The sequence below is a fragment of the Accumulibacter sp. genome (genome assembly GCF_016789985.1).
GTDB lineage: Bacteria > Pseudomonadota > Gammaproteobacteria > Burkholderiales > Rhodocyclaceae > Accumulibacter.
This window is the reverse complement of sequence record NZ_JAEUOL010000291.1, coordinates 1-16,349: the sequence shown is the minus strand read 5'-3', so window position 1 is coordinate 16,349 and position 16,349 is coordinate 1. Positions and strand designations below refer to the sequence as shown.

13 protein-coding genes are annotated in these 16,349 nt (G+C 61.8%); 8 read left to right on the top strand and 5 right to left on the bottom strand.

Going from position 1 to position 16,349, the window contains the following annotated elements:
- Nucleotides 1-212 precede the first annotated feature (212 nt).
- From tolB to queE, 4 genes are all read left to right on the top strand, one after another.
- The gene (tolB, locus tag JNK99_RS16975) at nt 213-1,508 is read left to right on the top strand and encodes a Tol-Pal system beta propeller repeat protein TolB (RefSeq protein WP_291855477.1); all 1,296 of its coding nucleotides are present in this window, start codon (nt 213-215) and stop codon (nt 1,506-1,508) included.
- Nucleotides 1,509-1,547: 39 nt separating this feature from the next.
- Entirely contained in the window at nt 1,548-2,078 is a 531-nt protein-coding gene (gene pal / locus JNK99_RS16970; RefSeq protein ID WP_291855475.1) for a peptidoglycan-associated lipoprotein Pal, read from the top strand.
- Nucleotides 2,079-2,148: 70 nt separating this feature from the next.
- On the top strand, nt 2,149-2,871 hold the full coding sequence (gene ybgF / locus JNK99_RS16965; protein ID WP_291855485.1) for a tol-pal system protein YbgF: 723 nt from the start codon (nt 2,149-2,151) through the stop codon (nt 2,869-2,871).
- Between the two features lie 10 nt (nt 2,872-2,881).
- Nucleotides 2,882-3,541 (top strand): 7-carboxy-7-deazaguanine synthase QueE, encoded by a 660-nt coding sequence (queE, locus tag JNK99_RS16960; protein ID WP_291855472.1) that lies wholly within the window; start codon nt 2,882-2,884, stop codon nt 3,539-3,541.
- Nucleotides 3,542-3,605: 64 nt separating this feature from the next.
- Here queE and JNK99_RS16955 read toward each other — a convergent pair whose 3' ends face one another.
- Nucleotides 3,606-4,604 (bottom strand): hypothetical protein, encoded by a 999-nt coding sequence (locus tag JNK99_RS16955; protein ID WP_291855469.1) that lies wholly within the window; start codon nt 4,602-4,604, stop codon nt 3,606-3,608.
- A gap of 369 nt (nt 4,605-4,973) precedes the next feature.
- Between JNK99_RS16955 and queC the strand changes: the two genes are divergently transcribed.
- Nucleotides 4,974-5,672 (top strand): 7-cyano-7-deazaguanine synthase QueC, encoded by a 699-nt coding sequence (gene queC / locus JNK99_RS16950; protein WP_291855465.1) that lies wholly within the window; start codon nt 4,974-4,976, stop codon nt 5,670-5,672.
- A 10-nt stretch (nt 5,673-5,682) separates the two neighbouring features.
- Nucleotides 5,683-6,786: a YeeE/YedE family protein gene (locus JNK99_RS16945; RefSeq protein WP_291855482.1), complete on the top strand. Its 1,104-nt coding sequence runs from the start codon at nt 5,683-5,685 to the stop codon at nt 6,784-6,786.
- A gap of 21 nt (nt 6,787-6,807) precedes the next feature.
- Here JNK99_RS16945 and JNK99_RS16940 read toward each other — a convergent pair whose 3' ends face one another.
- Complete coding sequence (locus JNK99_RS16940; RefSeq protein ID WP_291855462.1) at nt 6,808-8,121, bottom strand: hemolysin family protein; 1,314 nt, start codon at nt 8,119-8,121, stop codon at nt 6,808-6,810.
- Nucleotides 8,122-8,142: 21 nt separating this feature from the next.
- The gene (locus JNK99_RS16935) at nt 8,143-8,898 is read right to left on the bottom strand and encodes a TerC family protein (RefSeq protein ID WP_291855478.1); all 756 of its coding nucleotides are present in this window, start codon (nt 8,896-8,898) and stop codon (nt 8,143-8,145) included.
- Nucleotides 8,899-9,295: 397 nt separating this feature from the next.
- On the opposite strand from JNK99_RS16935, the gene JNK99_RS16930 reads away from it, so the two are divergent.
- Nucleotides 9,296-9,985, top strand: coding sequence for a transglycosylase SLT domain-containing protein (locus tag JNK99_RS16930; RefSeq protein WP_291855459.1), 690 nt, complete (start codon nt 9,296-9,298; stop codon nt 9,983-9,985).
- Nucleotides 9,986-10,010: 25 nt separating this feature from the next.
- Here the strand turns inward: JNK99_RS16930 and plsB are convergent, their stop codons facing one another.
- Nucleotides 10,011-12,482, bottom strand: a complete 2,472-nt coding sequence (gene plsB, locus JNK99_RS16925) for a glycerol-3-phosphate 1-O-acyltransferase PlsB (protein WP_291855456.1) — start codon at nt 12,480-12,482, stop codon at nt 10,011-10,013.
- A gap of 35 nt (nt 12,483-12,517) precedes the next feature.
- Entirely contained in the window at nt 12,518-14,566 is a 2,049-nt protein-coding gene (gene fusA, locus JNK99_RS16920) for an elongation factor G (protein WP_291855455.1), read from the bottom strand.
- Nucleotides 14,567-14,874: 308 nt separating this feature from the next.
- Between fusA and JNK99_RS16915 the strand changes: the two genes are divergently transcribed.
- Nucleotides 14,875-16,349 (top strand): phosphate acyltransferase (locus JNK99_RS16915; protein ID WP_291855453.1); only part of this gene is annotated, 1,475 nt, incomplete at its 3' end.

Here is a 16,349-nt window from a genome sequence, read left to right as displayed (position 1 = left end):
AACCATTGGAGTGTCCGCAAAGCCTATCGCAGTGCCCTTTCCTGGTTCAAACGCGGCATCCGCCTTCTCTTGAGACGCGCTGCCAGCGCACTGCCTCTTCCCAAGTTCTTTCAGGGGGCCGAAACATGATAGGTGGTAAGGGGATAACGTATCGTTACAAATCGCGAGCAGTCATCGGCGATATAATCGCGCATTCTGTACTGGACTACCCCATGTTTGGAATTGGACTCGGATTGCGCCGTCTTGGCCTGCTTGCCGTCAGCGCACTGGCCTTCCTGCAGACGCCGGCACAGGCCCAACTGACCATCGAAATCACCGGCGCGGGTGCCAATCGCATCCCGGTGGCGATCGCCGATTTTGGTGGCGATGCCAGCGCTTCGCGGATCGTCACCTCGGTGGTGCGCGCCGACCTTGAACGGAGTGGCCTGTTCCGCATGGTCGATACCAGCGGGGCAGCGATGACCGAGGCGTCGAGTCCGGTCTACGGGGACTGGAAAAATCGCGGAGCCGACGCGCTGGCTGCCGGCAGCATCGCCGGCAGCGACGATGGCCGGCAGGAAGCCCGTTTCCGCCTCTACGATGTGAACAAGCAGGCGCCACTGGGTGGGTCGGCTTTTGTCACCTCCAAGGCGATGCTGCGTGCCGCCGGCCATCGTATCGCGGACATCATCTACGAAAAGCTGACCGGCGAACCAGGTGTCTTCTCCACGCGCATCGCCTATGTGGTCAGGGTCAGCGCCACGCGCTACGAACTGCACATTGCCGATGCCGACGGCCAGAATGCCCAGATTGCTTTGATTTCAAAGGAGCCGATCATTTCGCCCTCCTGGTCGCCTGACGGCGGTCGTCTGGCCTATGTATCCTTCGAGAACAAGAAACCGGTCGTCTATGTGCACTCGCTGGCATCGGGAAAACGTGTGGTCGTCGCCAACTTCAAAGGGTCGAATTCGGCGCCGGCCTGGTCGCCTGACGGTCGCAAACTGGCCGTGGTGCTGAGCAAGGATGGTGGCTCGCAGATCTTCACGGTCAACACCGACGGCTCCGGGGCGCAGCGCCTGACGACCGCCAATTCGATCAATACCGAGCCCAACTTCTCGCCCGACGGGCAGTACGTCTATTTCACCTCGGATCGCGGTGGCAGTCCGCAGATTTACCGTATCGGGGTCGGCGGCGGTGACGCGCAGCGGGTCAGTTTCGAAGGCAGCTATAACGTCAGCCCACGCATATCGCCCGACGGCAAGTCGATGGCCTTCGTCAGCAGGCGCGATGGCGGAGGCTTTCGTCTTTCGGTGATGGACCTGGCCAGCCGTCAGGTGCAGGTCCTGACCGACTCGAACAAAGATGAATCACCGACCTTTTCACCAAACGGTCGGATGGTTCTGATTGCCACCGAAATGGGTGGTCGCGGTGTCCTCTCGGCCGTTTCGCTGGATGGCCGAATCAAGCAGCGCCTTTCCATTTCGGCGGGTGATGTCCGCGAACCGGCATGGGGCCCTTTCAACCGTTGACAACGCATACCGATGTCGATTAACGCGCAGGAGAAATTGATGAAACAACTCGTAATCCCGGCCGCTCTGGCCCTTTTGGTCGCTGCTTGCAGCTCGACGCCGGAGAGCACTGATCAGGCTGGCGGAGCCCCCGTCGAATCACGTGGCGGCGGACCCTCCGTGGCGACCGTCACGACGGGGGGAGTTGATGGCAACAGACTGCCGGCGGTGCTGACTGATCCGAAGAGCATCCTGTCGAAGCGCAGCGTGTATTTCGACTACGACAGTTACGAGGTGAAAGCCGAGTACAAGGATCTGGTTGCGGCGCACGCCAAGTTCCTCTCCGAAAACCGTCAGTTCAAGATGTTGATCCAGGGCAATACCGACGAACGTGGCAGTCGTGAGTACAACCTGGCACTGGGTCAGAAGCGAGCCGATGCGATCAGGAAGATGATGGCGTTGCTCGGCGCCCGCGAGGAACAACTCGAATCGGTCAGCCTGGGAGAGGAGAAGCCGAAGAATGAAGGCCACAGCGACAGTGCCTGGGCGGAAAATCGTCGGGGCGACATGCTCTACAACGGCGAGTTCTAGCGTGTCGGGAGTGGTGCTACGTTGCGGACCGGCAGCCGCGCGCTTTCTGGCGGTCAGCCTGTGGTTCGCCATGCTCGCTGCGCCACAGGCTCGGGCAGGGCTATTTGACGACGAGGAAGCGCGGCGCCAGATCAAGGACTTGTCGATCAAGACCAACGAACGCCTCGACACTTTCGCCAAGGGGCAGATCGAACTGGCCAATCAGATTCAGGCGTTGCGCGACGAGAACTCGCGCCTGCACGGCCAGGTCGAGACCTTGAACTATGAGCTCGAGGCAGCCAGGAAGCGGCAACAGGATTTCTACGTCGACCTCGACGGTCGCCTGCGCAAGCTCGAACCTCAGCCAGCGGCGGGCGCCGAGCCCAAACTGGCGGACGACGGCAAGCCGCCGGTGGAAACCGCCAGGAAGCCAAGCGGTGATCCTGCCGCCGAAGCGCGCGAGTACGAGGCAGCACTGAATCTCTTTCGCGCGAACAGACTGAAGGAAGCGGCTGCAGCTTTCGAGGCCTTTGCCAAGGCACACCCGGACAGCAATCTGACGCCCAGCGCCTATTATTGGCTGGGCAACGCGCATTATTCGCTGCGTGACTGCAAGAAGGCGATCGATGCCCACCGGGTAGTGGCCGCCAAGTGGCCAGCCAATGCGAAGGCACCCGAGGCATTGCTGAGCGTGGCCACCTGTCAACAGGAACTGGCGGATGCCAAAGGCGCAAAGACGACGCTCGAGACGCTGGTCGCCAAATATCCGGACAGCGCGGCTGCCACGACTGCCAGGCAGCGCCTGAAGAAGTAGTCCGAAACTGGTGGCCAGGCCGGTCGGTACGCTGGCGCTGAAGATCAGCGAGATTTTCCTGTCCCTGCAAGGTGAGAGTTCGCGTGTCGGCTTGCCGACCGTATTCGTGCGTCTAACCGGTTGCCCACTGCGTTGCGTGTGGTGTGACACGAGCTACGCTTTCAGCGGGGGGCAGACGCTGTCGCTGCCCGACATCCTGGCTGAAGTTGCGCGCCATCGGGTGACTCATGTTTGTGTCACCGGTGGCGAGCCGCTCGCGCAGCCCGCCTGTCTGGACTTGCTGCGCGAACTGTGCAATGCGGGCTACTCGGTTTCGCTCGAAACCTCCGGCGCACTCGACATCGGCAGCGTAGACCGACGGGTGTCGCGCGTTGTTGACCTCAAGGCTCCCGGTTCGGGCGAGTGTGCGCGAAATCACTGGCCGAATCTGGCACTTTTGACTTCGAGTGACGAACTCAAGTTCGTCCTGCGCGATCGTGCCGATTACGAGTGGGCGCGCGCGCAGGTTGTGGAGCGACAGCTCGCCGCCGTTTGCTCGCTGCTTGTCTCTCCGGTTGCCGGTGAACTGGAAGCGGCAACCCTTGCCGACTGGATCATCGAAGATCGCCTGCCGGTGCGCTTTCAGTTGCAACTGCACAAGCTGCTCTGGGGTAACCTGCGCAGCCGCTAGGTGGGCAGCGATCCACCTCGCTCCGGGGCCCTTACACTTACCTCTGCCGCCCTACCGGCAGAGGTCACAGTGGGCCGGCCTGCAACCAGTCGCGCCACATCTCGTCGGGGGTGAAAACCACGACGCAGCCGGTGCCCTTGTCGACGACGAGAACGTCTCCCGTCGCGAACAGCTCGCTGCCGGCGCTGGCTACGGCCAGCGCGCTGGGTCTCGAGATTTCCCTGTGCTTGAGTACGGCCAGATGCCGACCGCCCCGGGACACCAGGCGCAGCGAGCCTCTGCTGAGGCCCATGGCGTCGCTGAACTGGGCAAGCACAAAGCCCTGCCTGACGATCGCGAAGTCGTCGAAGAGGTGCAGCGGCGCGGTGTCGATCACCTGTGGCTCGCCGGCGCTGCCGTCCTCCTGGATGGCCATGCTGCCGAAGACTGCGGCAGGTGTGGCGTTGCCCGTGAAATAGAGCGTCCTGCCGGTCACCTTCAATCCATTGGGCTTGCAGCCCGGTGGGCGGGACCACGGGATTTCCAGTACGCTCGGGCTGGCCGCGTCGACCGGTGCGCGGAAAATTCCGGTGGAGACTCCGGGTGCGCTGTTGGCCACATAGATGAAGTCTCCGGTTGGGTCAAAGCTGATGCCGTTGGCCAGGGTGTGTCCGGGAAGGCTGGCGACCAGCTCGGTAAACGCCAGCGGGGTCTGGCGCAGATCGCAGCGGACGATCCAGGAACTGATCCCGAAGGTCAGTGCCGCGACGGATAGCTTGAGCAGTCCCGGCATGCTCTGCTCGGTCTCATTGACGTCGTCCAGCGCCGCCTTGAGCAAGCGGCTGCCCCCCTGTTCGACGTGCGCGCAGGCGAGGTATAGGTAGTTGCCGCGCAGGGCGACACCGTTCTTCATGCAGTTGCCGGGGACGGCCTCGACGCGCAGCGGGATGAGCTTCTGGTGGCACTTGCCGCCGGGGCTTGCCAGCAGTTCGTAGACTCCGTCGCGGCCGCTGACGAAAACACGCTGCTCGTTGCTGATGACGAGGTTTTCGGCGTTCGTCACGCCGTGGCACAGTGTTCTCACTGTGCCGCTCAATGCCTGGGGCTTCGACAGCAGGGATGTGTACAGGTTGATCATTCTCGGACCTCTGTTTCACCAAGTGATCGTCATTTTGCCAACCAGCCGCCGCTTGGCGTGACTCTCCGGCCACCGTGCTGCCGCCAGACCTGCAGGCGGCAGCACGGTGGCCGGAACTGTGTGCTCGCAGCATGCCTCCTGTCAATTGTATCTCCTTATCCCTGGCGGCGATGGCATGAATCGACGTCCGGGAGTCGTTGGTCACCGGCCAGGTCCGAGCAAGCACTGTAACCAGTCACGTGCCGGGCGGAGCAGACCGCAACCCCGCTCGAGGAAAATGCGCTGGTCAGCGGAACGCGGTATATTCACCAACCCATGAACAGAAGAATTTCAGCCCTCGGCAAGAGCTGTGTCGTGCTCCTCTCCGGAGGTCTCGATTCGGCAACCACGCTGGCGATTGCGCAGGCGAGCGGTTTTGCGTGTTACTGCCTGTCGCTCGATTATGGTCAGCGTCACCGCGCCGAGTTGCAGGCGGCGGCGGCCGTCGCCAAGGCGCTGGCCGCCAGGGAACATCGGGTGATGCGCCTCGGCCTCGATGAGTTCGGGGCATCTGCCCTGACCGATGAAACCATGGCGCTGCCCGTCGACGGCGTCCGGCCAGGCATTCCGGTCACCTACGTCCCGGCGCGCAATACGGTGATGCTCTCTCTCGCGCTTGCCTGGGCCGAAGTTCTAGGCAGCCAGGACATTTTCGTCGGCGTCAACGCGGTAGATTATTCGGGCTATCCTGATTGCCGCCCGGAGTACATAGCGGCCTTCGAGCGAATGGCCAATCTTGCGACCAAGGCTGCGGTTGAAGGCGCCAAGCTGCAAATCCACGCGCCGTTGATCGATCTTGCCAAGCACGAAATCATTCGCCGCGGCATTGGGCTGGCTGTCGATTACGGCCTGACCGTGTCCTGCTATCAGGCCGACGCTGCGGGGCGCGCCTGTGGCGTTTGTGATTCGTGCCGCTTGCGGCGCGCGGGTTTCGCCGCCGCGGGGGTGGCCGACCCGACGCGCTACCTTGACTGAACCGCCGTGGATGGACCCGATGAGCACTGCCAGCATTGTCCTCTGGCTCGCCTTTGCCCTCGGTGCGGCATTTGGCGCCGTGGCCAGCCATACCCGCTTCTGTACCATGGGCGCTGTCGCCGATATCGTCAACCTGGGCGACTGGACTCGGATGCGCATGTGGCTGTTGGCGATCGCGGTGGCCATTCTCGGTTCTGCCGTCCTGCATGTCGGCGGCCAGATCGACCTTGACAAGTCGATTTATCGGACCCCGAGTTTCAACTGGCTTTCCCACCTGCTCGGTGGCCTTTCCTTCGGCTTCGGCATGGTTCTCGCCTCGGGCTGTGGTGCGCGCACACTGGTCCGCATCGGTGCCGGCAACCTGAAGGCGCTGGTGGTTTTCATCGTGCTCGGACTGGTTGCCTACATGTCCATGCGCGGCGTGCTCGGCGTCTTTCGCGTGCAGGTGCTGGAACAAGTCTCGATGTATCTGGCTGCCGGTCAGGGACTGCCAGCCATGCTTGTCCGCTTCGGGCTGGCACCGCGCGCCGCCCTGCCGCTCTGTGCCCTGGTCATCGGTGGTGGCCTGCTGGCCTTTGTCTTCATCAGCCGCGACCGCCTTTCCTTCGACATTGTACTTGGCGGTGTCGTCGTCGGTTTGCTGGTTACCGCTGGCTGGTACGTCAGCGGACATCTCGGCTATCTTGCCGAGGATCCCGAAACACTGCAGGAAGCCTTCCTCGCCACCAATAGCGGACGGATGGAGTCGCTGACTTTCGTTGCGCCACAGGCCTACACGCTGGAACTCCTGATGCTGTGGTCGGACAGCAGCCGCCGGCTGACTTTCGCGATCGCCAGCGGGCTCGGGGTGATCGTCGGCAGCCTGGCGCATGCGCTGTGCAGCGGGAATTTCCGCTGGGAAGGCTTTCACGACGTGGAGGACACGGTCAATCATCTCGTCGGTGCGGTGCTGATGGGCTTTGGCGGCGTCGTTGCGATGGGGTGTACGATCGGTCAGGGGATCAGCGGTGTCTCGACGCTGGCTGTAGGCTCGTTCCTGACCCTCTTTTCGATCATCGCCGGAGCCCGGTTGGCACTTGCCTATCAGTACTGGCGGGCCGAGCGCGCAGCGTGAGCGCAACCAGCCGACGCACACTCAGGCATTGACCTGCGGTTCGGCGACGGCCTGGATGCGCGCGATGAGCACCTTGTCCACCCGGTGGCCGTCCATATCGACCACTTCAAAACGCAAGCTGCCAAGCGAGAAGTGATCGGCCGGCAAGGGAATGCGACCGAGCATGTACATCACGAAACCGCCCAGGGTATTGAAGGCGTTTTCCTCTTCGCCCGGAAATTCGCCAGGAATCTGGATGACCGCCTTCAGGCGTTCGATCGACAGGCTGCCGTCGACCAGCCACGAGCCATCCTCGCGAACGACAATGTCGTGCTCTTGCTCGTCTCCGGAAGTGGGAAGTTCGCCAACGATTGAAGTCAGCACGTCGGTCAGGGTCACCAGGCCCTGCAATCCCCCGTATTCGTCCACCAGGAGCGCGCATTGCTGGTGAGCCCGACGAAAGGTTTCGAGCAACTGCGTCGTGGTCACGCTTGCTGGTACGTAAAGTGCCGGCTGGACACACGATTCGACCGACAGCGCTTGCCCGAGCAAGGCTCCCTTGAGCAGATCGCTGGTGCGTAGCACGCCGACGATATGGTCGAGATCGTCGCGGCAAACGACCAAACGCTTGTATGGACTGTCGGCCAGACGCTGGCGAATGGTCTCTTCGTCGTCGTTCAGATCGATCAGGTAGATGTCCTTGCGGTGCGTCATGATCGCACTGATGCGCTGTTCATCCAGACGCAGGACGTTCGAAACGATGGCTTGCTCGCTGGCGTGGAAGACGCCCGCTTCGGCGCCCTGGCTCATCAACACCTTGATTTCGTCGTCGGTGACTGAAGATTCCTGCCGGTTGCCAGCGCCCAGCAGGTGCAGCAGCAGACTGGAAGAGGACGAGAGCAGCCAGACCAGTGGCCGTGCCAGCCGCGAGAGCAGATCCATCGGGCGCGCGATCAGCGAGGCAAGTCTTTCCGGTGCCAGCAGTCCGAGGCGCTTGGGGACCAGTTCACCAACCACGACCGAGCAGTAAGTGACGACAGCGACCACCAGTGTCAGCGCGATACCCGTGGCATAGGGTGCGAGAGACGGCAAAGAATGCAACCATGCGGTCAACGGCGCCGCCAGTGTCGCCTCGCCAATCGCACCGCTGAGAATGCCGACCGTGGTGATGCCCACTTGAACGGTAGACAGGAAATTTGATGGTTCGTGGTGCAGCGCCAGTGCCGCGCGCGCGCCGGAATGGCCGTCGTCAGCCAGCTTCTTCAAGCGCGACTGCCGTGCGGAGATCACGGCAATCTCCGACATTGCGAGGAAACCGTTGAGCAGGATCAGGAACAGCAGCAGGGCAATGTCCATTGGTGTGTGAAGCTCAGGCGGTCACTCGGGGTCGGCGCGCGTATAGGGCTGGTGCAAGTGCACCGGCGCCCCCTGTTTCTTGCGTGCCCGGATGTTGAGGATTTCGACCATCACCGAGAAGGCCATCGCGAAATAGATGTAGCCTTTTGGCACCTTGTGTCCGCAACCTTCGGCGACCAGCGCCACGCCGACGACCATGAGGAAGGACAGGGCGAGCATCTTGATCGTCGGATGAGCGGAGACGAAGCGTCCGATGGCCGATGCGAAAGTCATCATCAGCCCGACCGAGGCGATGACCGCGGCAATCATCACCGCGACCTGATCGACCATGCCCACCGCCGTGATGATCGAGTCGAGCGAAAAGACGATGTCGATGATGATGATCTGCATGATGATTGCCGAAAAGCTCGCCTGGACGACGGACGACGCGTGTCCTTCCTTGCCCTCGAGCAGTTGATGGATCTCCTGAGTGCTCTTCCAGACGAGGAATACGCCCCCGCCAATCAGAATCAGGTCGCGCGGCGAGACTTCGTGCCCGAGGAGGGTGAATAGCGGCGTCGTCGCGCTGACGATCAGCGAGAGCAGCAGGAGCAGCGCGATGCGCATGAACATGGCAAGGAACAGGCCGATTTTCCTTGCCTTCTCGCGGTTGTGCGGTGGCAGTCGGTCGACCAGGATCGAGATGAAGATTACGTTGTCGATGCCCAGCACCAGTTCGAGGGCGGTAAGCGTCGCAAAGGCCAGCCACATTTCGGGACTGGTTAGAAGAGCTGTCATATCCATGTATTTGTCTGTCGTCCACAGGCGATTTTCAGGTCATGAAGGGGCATTATAAGGGCCTTCGGAAACAGTTGCTTGCGTCAGACGACGGCTCATCCGACGCTATGCTGATGGTATCATCAGCATAGCGTCGGATGAGCAGAGCGTTTGCGGTCAGGCCTACGGGGTTGACCAAATAACCATTAATCAATAGACTGGGGTTACTCCAGTAGCAAAAAAGCACAACGCAGCTGATCTGCTGCATCTTCGCCGCTCCGTTTTCAGCCTCTGCCCAAGAACGGAGTTACGGCCTCAGGGGTACTGACCCCCCAAGTTTTCGAGGCTTTGCACCCGCCTGTAACCGTCCATCGTCGTGCCCTTTTCCTGGCGCGATGACCAAAGTGAAGGAGAGAGCATGTCCGCAACAATTGCATTGAGAAGCATGACGGGACGTCGTGTCGACGCCACCCTGAGTTTTGTCCAGCACAGCCTGATCATCGTCGGGCTGATGCTCGCCTTGGCCGCCTTGAAGCCCTGGGTGAGCGAGCGTGATTCCGCTGACACCCCGCAAGTCGTGGCGAGCGATGAGTCGACGACGGAGGCCGAATCTGCCACGGAAACCAGCGCACTGGTTGTCGCGGCCTTGCCGCCGCGGCTGCAGCGCGCCCTCGACTTCGTTTCGCGACGTTACCGCGTCGCTCCGGAAGCCCTGGTGCCGGTCTTCGAGGCTGCGCAGGCGGTGGGTCGGGAGCGCCGCGTCGACCCGCTGCTGATCATCGCCATCATCGGCATCGAGTCCCGCTTCAATCCGTTTGCCGAAAGCCCGGTGGGTGCCAAAGGCCTGATGCAGGTGATTCCCGGCTATCATCTCGACAAGGTGCCGCAAGGTGCGGGCGACAAGCCTTTTCTCGATCCGGTGACCAACATTCAGGTGGGTGTGCATGTGCTGCAGGAGGCAATTCGCTGGCGTGGCAGCCTGACCGGCGGTCTGCAGCACTATGGTGGTGCGCCCGAGGACCCCGAAGCCGCCTACGCCGGCAAGGTAATGGCCGAGAAGGAGCGCATCGAGCAAGCGGCGCGGCGCCCTCCGGGGGCGCGCGCCTGAGTCTCGCGCCGGCCGCTTCCGGCGCTTATCCGGTCATGCCGGCGCCAGTAATGCGCCGGATGGCCTGTCTGGCTTCGACTGGGAGGACGAGTTCAGAATGTGCAAGCGGCGTCATCAGCCGCTCATCGAAGTGAAGCAGGGATTTGTCGTCCTCATGCAGGAATTCCGCTTCGATCAGATTCGCAATGAACGCGGAGAAGGTGGCCCTTTCCGGCAACTCGGGCGTGTTGAATTCGTAAAGAAGCGATAGCCGTTGGGCCAGCAGATGACAGTTGTTCTCCAGGGTCTGTCGGGTTAGCTGGCCAGGTCCATGCTTCTGCAGCAACGCCAGGGTGAGGAAGTGACGCTCCAGCAGCGGACGAATGGTCTCACCCAGCAGATGCAGTTCGGCAAACTCCTGCGTGATCGCCTCCGGCGCGAAGAGTATGGACTGTCCTGCGGGGCGCACCAGCAGGCCGCGCGTCACCAATACTGCAGTCACCGCCTCGCTGGCTGCTGCCAGTTCGTCAAGCGGCCAGCGCAAGAACAGCTCGGCTCGCATCAGGGCACAGATTCCTCGCACCGCCTGCGCTACCCGTGCACCATCGAGCTGACGGTTGTGACCCAGCAGGCAGGCGATGAGCGCTGGCAGGGCGAAGAGATGGAGAACGTTGTTGCGGAAATAGGCAAGCAGTGGCGCCTGTTCTTCGCGCACGCGTATCAGATCGCCCAGCGGGTCGGCGAAACGCTCGACGACGGTCAACCGCTCGGCGTAGGCGACGATGGCCGGGGGAGCAAGGGTGCAGGTGATGCTGGTAGCCGAGTAGGGTGCCTGCTCGGCGAGCGCTTGGTAATGCTCGATCATCCGCCACAGGGCATGCTCGTCGGCCGTATGCTTCGGCGTCGCCAGCAGCACGAGAGCGATCAGATTGACCGGATTGACTACGGCCGCCTCGTTGATCCGCTTGGCAAGTTCGGCCGCAGCCTTGCGCGTCGCGGTGTGCGACCAGAGTGCCTGGCTGGCGGCGCCTTCCTCACTCCAGCCCGGATAGTGTTGGTCGAGAAAACCCGCCAGGGCAAGCGGTTGGCCGAAGTTCACGTGTACCTTGCCAAACACCCGCTTGATGTCGCGCACGCTGGCCAGCAGCCCAAGCAGTGACTCACGCTGCTTGGGCTGGCCGGCCAGTTCTCCGAGATAGGTTCGGCCTTCGATGATCTTCTCGTAGCCGATGTATACCGGCACGAAGACCAGTGGTCGTGCATGCTCGCGGATGAAGCTCTGCAAGGTCATGCCGAGGATTCCTGCCTTTGGTGTCAGCATCCGTCCACTACGACTGCGCCCACCCTCGATGAAGTACTCGATTGGAAAGCCGCGCGCCAACATCAGGTGGAGGTACTCGTGGAATACCGCGGCGTAGAGCGGCTCGCCCTTGAAACTGCGACGCAGGAAGAAGGCGCCGCCGCGGCGCAACAGCGAACCGACGAGTGGCAGGTCGAGATTGGCGCCGGCGGCGATGTGGGGTGGCGTCAGTCCGTGGCGGAGAATGATGTAGGAGAGCAGCAGGTAGTCGATGTGGCTGCGGTGGCAGGGGACGTAGACGATTTCCTGGCCCGCCGCGATGCGCGTCATGGCTTCGAAGTGGTGCAACTCGATTCCGTCGTAGAGCCTCGTCCATAACCAGGCGAGAAATAGTTCGAACGCGCGTACCACCCCGTAGGAATAGTCGGAAGCAATCTCCAGCGCGAAGTTGCAGGCTTTCGCTCGAGCTTCACCTACCGCTATGCCGTGGGTTGACGCTTCCATCTCGATTGCTGCGCGTACCTGCTCGCCGGCAAGTACCGCGTCCACCTGGGTATTGCGATGCGACAGGTCGGGTCCGATGGCCATCTGGCGCTGGCGGCGAAAATGGACGCGCAGGATCCGCGACAGCTTGCGCAGAGCCTGCTCCTCGCCGAGCCCTCCCTGTAGCAGATCGCGCAGCGAGATTGGTGGGTTGTAGCGTACCAGCACGTTGCGACCATGCAGCAGGATGGCCAGAAGCTGGCGCCACGCGCCCGGCGGTCGCCAGTTTTCCGAAAACAGGGCCTTGAGGACGGAATCCTGTTTGTCGGGGCTACGCCCCCAGAGAATGACGACAGGCAGCAATTGCACATCGAGTTGCGGGTCGGCAACCGCCTGGCTGATCAGGCTGGCGAGCAAGGGCGAGTGGCTGCCATTGCCGCGTGTCCGGCCAGTCAGACTGCGATCGCGATTGAGAAAGAAGAATGAGCGGGGCAGGCGCTGTCTGCCCAGCAGGATCGGCCACTCGGCGCGTGGCAGGCCGGCTCGCCGTGATTCTTCGAATAACACCAGCAGGTTCGAAAGGTGCCTCTCCTGCAGGATGTAGCACACCGGCCTGGCCGGGTCGAGCGCCAGTTCCTGTAGATTTTCGGGAAAGACGGTGGTTCTCACCCAGGCATAAAGCAGGCGGCGCGCCAGTGGAATGAACCAGTTGGAGACCTTGAAGCTTGTGCCCACCGGTGCGCCGTCTGCCCTTGCCTGTGTTGCCGTCCTTACTCCTCCTCGACGACCTTGTGCTGCGATGCCAGTTGTTGCTGGGTCATCGGTGGTACCTGGGCGTAGTGCGAGAAGGCTATGCTGTAGGAACCCTGCCCACCGGTCAGCGACTTGAGGCGCGACTGGTAACCTTCAAGTTCGGCCAGCGGAATCTCGCCGTTGATCGCCATGACCCCCACGCCACGCGGCTGGGTCCCCGTCAGGTGGCCACGCTTGCTCGACAGATCGCCGGTGACGTCGCCGGTCATCGCATCGGGCGCGAGGATTTCGATATCGACAACCGGTTCGAGGATGATTGGTTTGGCCGCGCGAATCGCCTCGACAGTGGCTTTGCGGGCGGCGGTGAAAAAGGCGATGTCCTTGCCATCGACAGGGTGTGACTTGCCGTCATGGACGGTAACCCGCAGGTCCTCGACCGGGAAGCCGGCCACCACGCCATCGGCGAGTGCCTGGCGGACGCCCTTTTCGACGGCGGCCATGAACACGCCAGGGATCACGCCCCCCTTGACGATATCGACGAATTCGAAACCAGCACCCCGCTCGAGCGGTTCGACGCGCAACATGACTTCACCAAACTGGCCGGCACCCCCGCTCTGTTTTTTGTGTCTGCAATGCCCTTCGGCCGATGCGGTGATCGCTTCACGATAAGCGATCTGCGGTGGCTTGGTGTCGAGTTCCAGTTTGTACTGCTGTGCCAGACGCGTCAGCTTGGCGCGCAGATGCATCTCGCCGATGCCGCGAATCACCGTTTCGTTGGTCGTCGGATGGCGTTCAACCTTGAAGCAGGGATCTTCGACCTCGAGCTTGTGCAGGATCTCGAACAGTCTTTGTTCGTCTGCCTTGCGCCGCGCATGCACCGCCAGGCCCTGCATCGGTTGCGGAAACTCGAGCGGCTTGAGATGGATATGGTCCTCGTCGTGCGAATCGTGCAGAACGCAGTCGAACTCCAGTTCTTCGACCTTGGCAATGGCGCCCAGGTCGCCGGGCACCAACGCCTCGACCTCGACGTACTCCTTGCCCTGCAGGCGATAGATGTGACCGACCTTGAACGGCCGCTTGCTGTCGCCAACGAAGAGCTGCGAGTCCTTTCTGATCGTGCCCTGGTGTACCCGGAAGACGCCAACCTTGCCGATGAAGGGGTCGCTGATCACCTTGAAGACGTGCGCCAGCACATGTTTCTGCGGGTCGGCTTCGGCCTGGAAGGCCTCACCTGCCGTTCCCGGCTCGCCGCGGTAGAACGGCGGCGGGTTTCCTTCGCTCGGACTGGGCGCCAACCGGGCGAGGACATCGAGCAATTGGGGAATACCGGCACCGGTCCTTGCTGAAACGAAAAGGATTGGAATCAGATGACCCGCACGCAGGGCCTTCTCGAAAGGCACATGCAGTTCGTCCGGACTGGGTTCGACCCCTTCTTCGAGATAACGCGCCAGCAGATCCTCGTCTTCTTCGACAATCTGGTCGATCAGCGCACGATGCGCCACCGCCACCGACTCGAAATCGCTCTCGCCGTCGTCATGGCCGAGAACTTCGACGACTTCACTGGCCTGTCTGGCTGGCAGATCGAGCAGCATGCATTCACGCCCGAAGCGCTCGCGAATTTCGCCAACCAGCGCCGGCAGATTGACGTTTTCGGCGTCGATCTTGTTAATCACGATCATCCGGCAGACGCCCCGCGCAGCGGCCATGCGCATCATCCGCTCGCTGGTCAGTTCGATGCCGTTCTGCGCGTTGATCACTACCAATGCCGTGTCCACCGCGGCCAGCGCACCGATCGCCTGTCCGGCAAAGTCGGGGAAGCCCGGGGTGTCGATCAGGTGAACCTGCACGCCTTGCCAGGGCAGACTGACCAGTGCTGCATTCAGGGAGTGACCAAATTCCTTTTCCAGCGGGTCGAAGTCGCAGACTGTGCTGCCCTTTTCGACGCTTCCCCGGCTGCTGATTGCGCCGGCTGCGGCGAGCAGGCTCTCGGCAAGGCTTGTCTTGCCGGCGGCCCCGTGGCCGACGAGAGCGACTGCACGAAGGTTACTGGTGGCGGTTTGGCCCATTCATCATCTCCCCAATTCAAGTCGAATGCTGGTCGCAACTTCAGGAATAGCCCCATGGCATCACGGTTGCGTGTCCGCTGCTCATTCTACTCCGGCCGCGTTCGCAGTGCTCGCCCGTCGTCACGGCGTGACGCCAGCCCGGCGTCGTAGCGACCGATGACGAAGGCGAATCTGTCCTGTTTTTGCAGCTTTGCAAGCCGGATGGTCAAGCTGTGTCGCAGAAACGGAGCACATCGGTTTTGTGTAAACTCCGGGAGTCGGCTACATTTACGCGTTTCACATTGATGAATACCGCGTCAGGAGGCAAGATGGACAACGACCAACGCCAGGCCGATCTTCGCGAGGCTGCCCTCGAATATCATCGCTACCCGACGTCCGGCAAGATTTGTGTGCAGCCGACCAAGGGCCTCAACAGCCAGATCGATCTGGCCCTCGCTTACTCCCCTGGAGTTGCCTATGCTTGTCATGCGATCGTAGACGATCCGGGATCGTCGAGTCTCTACACTTCGCGTGCCAATCTGGTGGGCGTAATTACCAACGGTACGGCGGTACTCGGACTCGGTAACATCGGACCCCTGGCGGCGAAACCGGTAATGGAAGGAAAAGGCTGCCTGTTCAAGAAGTTCGCGGGTATCGATGTCTTCGATATCGAACTGGCGGAAAGCGACCCGGACCGGCTGATCGACATGATCGCGGCAATGGAGCCGACCCTGGGTGGCATCAACCTGGAAGACATCAAGGCGCCCGAGTGTTTCTATATCGAGGCCAGGCTCAAGGAGCGGATGTCGATCCCGGTCTTTCACGATGACCAGCACGGTACCGCGATCATCTCGTCGGCCGCCATCCTTAACGCGCTCAAGGTGACCGGCAAGAAGATCTCTGAAGTCAAGGTCGTGTGCTCGGGAGCCGGCGCGGCAGCGATCTCCTGCCTTAACCTGTGGTGTGACCTGGGCTTGCTGCGCGAGAACATCATCGTTTGCGATTCGAAAGGGGTGGTTTACCTTGGGCGCGACGAAAACATGGAGCCAACCAAGGCACGCTATGCGCGCGAGACCCAGGCGCGAACCCTGGCGGATGCCATCGACGGCGCCGACGTCTTCCTCGGGCTCTCGGCAGCCGGTGCACTCGAGCCCGGCATGCTGACGCGCATGGCCAAACAGCCAATTGTCTTTGCGCTGGCCAACCCGATACCGGAAATCATGCCCGAGCTTGCCCGGGAGGTGCGGCCGGATGTGATCATGGCCACTGGCCGCTCCGATTATCCAAACCAGGTCAATAATGTCCTGTGTTTTCCGTTCATCTTCCGCGGTGCCCTCGATGTCGGTGCGACCGGGATCAATGAGCAGATGAAGATGGCCTGTGTCAAAGCGCTTGCGGCGATGGCGCAGCAGGAGGTGAGTGATGAAGTGGCGATGGCCTACCCGGGCGAGCAGCTCACCTTCGGTCCCGATTATCTGATCCCCAAACCCTTCGATCCGCGCCTGATCACCACCATTGCACCCGCGGTTGCCCAGGCAGCAATGAATTCAGGCATCGCCACACGCCCAATCGCCGACCTGAGTACCTATCGGGAAAAGTTGCGCGAATTCGTTTACCAGACCGGCGTCGGCATGCGCGCGGTGTTCTCGGCCGCCAAGCGCGGGCGGAAAACGCGCATTGTTTACCCCGATGGTGAGGACGAACGGATGCTGCGCGCCGCGCAGACGATTCTCAACGAAGGGCTGACCAGACCCATCCTGATTGGTCGGCCCGATGTGATCGCGGCACGTCTGGAGAGGATCGG